Here is a 3,493-nt window from a genome sequence, read left to right on the forward strand (position 1 = left end):
ACCACCGCACCCCCCACCCGCCACACACCCCGCGCTGCGCCGCCTTCCCGGCCCGCGAGCTTGGCGTCTTCCCGTCCCCAGGACGGCAGTGCCCGCTTCAGCGTCTCCTCCCCGGCTCCGCACAGTTCCGTCAGCACCCGCCGGCCTGCCGTATCCAGCAGCACCTCCGCGTCCGCACGCAGTGCCCCGCTGTCGTGCCGTGGCGGGTGGTTGTGCCACTGCCAGTGGGAAAGAACGGCCTTGCTGTCCATCCCGTAGCGGACCGCGATCCGGGACAGGAACGAGAGCGTCGTCTCCCCAGCCACGGGAGAAACGCGGAAGACCCCACCTGCCATCACCAGCGCATCCCCAAAGCATCGAGTTCGGCCCGGCGCTCGGCGCTGAGTTTGCTGGCGCGGCGGCGGGTGTTATCGAGCCAGGTGCCGAGCTTGACCTCTACGGCGCGTTCAGCGCCTGGCCGGGCTCCTCGCGGACCGTGATCTGGTTCCAGGCGTTCTACGTGCTTGCGGGGGACGCGTAGGTGGCCTTCGCGGGCGTGGAACTGCTGCGCCGCGGCGAGGTTGAGAGCCCATTTGGTGTCCTGCGTCTGCTTCACCGGCCGCTCGTGCTCTTCGGCCGGCTCCAGGCCGAGGACGTTCTCGAGGAGCCATTGCTGGACGGGCAGGAGCTTGTCCCAGCCGAGGCGACAGGCTGTCACCCAGCGGCCGAGGTCTTCACCCTGCACCACGATCTCGCCCGCCGCTGTCGGTACAGCTCCGCCGCCTTCGATGTGGGTCTGGGCGAGGCGGAAGCAGCGCTGCCACCCCGCATCCCAGGCCGGGCACCAGCCCGGGTCGATCTCCTCCAGCGCCTCCCGCCGCGCTTCGGTCAGGACCTTGGTACTGGACCCGGGAGGAAGGCCGGCCTCCCGGCGCTCCGCAAGGGCATCCGCGAGCCTGGCAGCGGTGCGCAGGTTCTTCGCCCAGGTCCCGACCGGATACCCCTCCCAGACAGCCGTGGCGGGCGGGAGAAAGTGTCCGTGGACAGCCGCCCACGCGCGGGCGGCGGCGAGTCCTTCCTCGAACGCGACGTCCTGGTGCGACCAGACCATCCCCAGCCGGTCCAGCTCCTCCACCCGCGTCCTGTCCAGGTTGCCAGCCTTGGCGAACTTCCGCTGGTCAACCAGCCACGTCCCGAGCGGGAACCCCGCAGGCTTCCAGTCGGCTGGGGTGGTGTACCCGTAGGGCACGCGCAGCTGCTGCGCCCCGGTTTCGGTCTTCCAACGGGTGGCGGCCTCGATGCCGCGCCGCCAGAACGTGGTCTCGGGGTTGATCACCCGCAGCCGGATGAACTGCGCGAGGGCCACCGGGTCCCTGGGGGTGGAGAACTTCAGCAGTTCCCGCGCCGGCCTACTCGGGCCCACCCCACCAGCGACCAGCTGAGCGGCCGGCCCCTCGACGGCCTCCTCGGCATCTTCGCCCGCCTGGTCCTCGAACCCGGCTTCGCCGCCGCCAGCTTCACGTGCCCCGGCGCCCTCACGCGCCCGCCGGGTCGGATAATTGCCGCTGCGCCGCCTGGGGTCGGCGAGAGCCTCGATCGTATCGGTGTCGTGCGCGCGCAGCGCCCCGAGCACCTTCGCGAGGGTCGCGTACCCGTCCGACGTCAGGAGATCGCTTGGTTTCTCTCCGGGAGCGAGGAATACCGGAACGATCAGTGACGCGATTTTCCCTTCTCCCGGACGAATACGGAGTGCGCGTCCGACCATTTGCACAATGTCAATCATTGACCCTCGTGCGTCGCAAAAGGCGACGGAATCGCAATTTGCTGTGTCGACCCCTTCCCCGAGTACACGGACGGAGCTGAGCACGCGCAGCGCAGCCGGCTGGGGCTCGTCGCCGGGCCCGCCCTCAAGGACGTCGGAGGCGAACTCCTCCAGCACCGCCCGACGGTGGCGGGGCGGGTGCTCGCCGTAGAGCCAGTCCGCCCACACGCGGTCCGGCCGCGGGAATCGGTCCGGGTCTTCCTCCCACGCTTTCCACGTGGTCCCGACGAAGCCTTCGGCCATAGCCTCGGCCTCGCTGATCTTGCTATGGAACGCCAGTACCTTGCGCAGCCGCTCCTGCACCGCTGCTGTCAACACCCCGGTCTGCAGGGCGGCGAGCCTGGCGCCGCGCACCGCGTCCGACCCGAGGCCCCCCTCCAGGCGCGCAACATGCAGCTCAGGATCGGCAATGTCCACGCACACGACTTGATAGGGGGCGACCAAGCCGCGGCTGATGGCCTCGGACAACCCCAGCTTGAATGCCACAGGACCAAACACAGGGGAATCCGGGTCCATGCTCGCGATCAGCCCCGGCGCTCCGTCACGACCGGCCCCGGAGGCTTCCCAGATCCGGGCCGTGGCGGTCATGTAGAGCCGGCGGGCCGCCGGGATCTTGGCCTGGTCGTGCACGGCCGCCCACGGCTTGCCCGCGTCCCCGCTGGTGCGGTGCGCTTCGTCCACGACCATCAGGTCCCACACGCCCAAGCCCTGGGCGTGGGCGCGCTGGAGAACGCCGCGGCCCACGGCGGCGTAGGTGGCGAACACCGTCACCTGGTCCAGCCCCCGCAGCCACGCCACGAGCTCGGCGGGATCCGTCGTGCAGGGCACGCCGTCGGAGTCCTCGGCCGGTAGCCGGCAGACCCCGACCATCGCCCCCGTACGGCCGCCTTCCCGCCAGGCGGCCGCAGTCTGCGTCAGCAGGTCCAGAGTCGGCACCAGGACCAGCACCCGCTGCGCCCCCAGTTTCCGGGCGGCCTCGGCGGCGATTAGTGTCTTGCCCGAGCCGGTCGCGGCGATGACCTGGGTCCGCAATCCCTCGGCCGGCATGTGCCCGCTGGCAGGTGTCTGCAGAGCGCGAAGGACGGCATCGACCGCCTCCACCTGATGCGGAAACAGTTCTTTCCCCGGCATGTAAAATTCCCTTTCCTCGCACGCATCTGACGGTGTATCGGCCTGTTAGAATCCAGTTGCACTGGAAAGCAGCGGGTCGGGCGATTTGGGTTTCTTCCCTCTTTAAGAAGGACCCTTCTGGCCGTGCTCGATATCCCATCTAGGTTTCCAGAACCTGCGGCGGTGGTGGCTCATCTCTCCATAAGGTAGCGGGCCGTGCAAGATGACGCATTCAGCTTACTGGAAGTGTTCGGGCCTGTTCGTTTCTGCCGTCCGAAGCCCTCGCGGTGAGCGTCAGTGACACTTTGCGGCCGCACCCCGCCCCAACGGCAGCCCGCCACCGGTCCACTGAATCCCCCGCACCCGAGGCACCCCCTCTCCCCTCTAGCCAGCCCAAGGAACGCGCGGAGCGTGTTCCGTCTGGCCGGATCGCGGAGCGATCCGAGCCCGAGGCCAACGGAGTTGGCCTCCCGGGCCACGGAGTGGCCCGGATTCCCGGGACGAAGTCCCGGAATACCGCACGGAGTGCGGTGCCGTCTTTCCGTCGCGTAGCGACGGCGCGTCGTGTCTGCGGAGCAGACC

1 protein-coding gene and 1 pseudogene are annotated in these 3,493 nt (G+C 69.3%); both read right to left on the reverse strand.

All coding sequences use genetic code 11. The features are described from left to right. Positions 1–305 (reverse strand): annotated as a pseudogene (locus tag JNW98_RS32370) (DNA-binding protein); the annotation flags it as partial. Between the two features lie 29 nt (positions 306–334). Continuing rightward, positions 335–2,932 carry a DEAD/DEAH box helicase gene (locus JNW98_RS32375; RefSeq protein WP_223771876.1) on the reverse strand — a complete coding sequence of 866 codons (2,598 nt, stop codon included), beginning with the start codon at positions 2,930–2,932 and terminating at the stop codon, positions 335–337. Positions 2,933–3,493: the final 561 nt, after the last annotated feature.

Source organism: Streptomyces huiliensis (genome assembly GCF_020037025.1).
Lineage (GTDB): Bacteria > Actinomycetota > Actinomycetes > Streptomycetales > Streptomycetaceae > Streptomyces > Streptomyces huiliensis.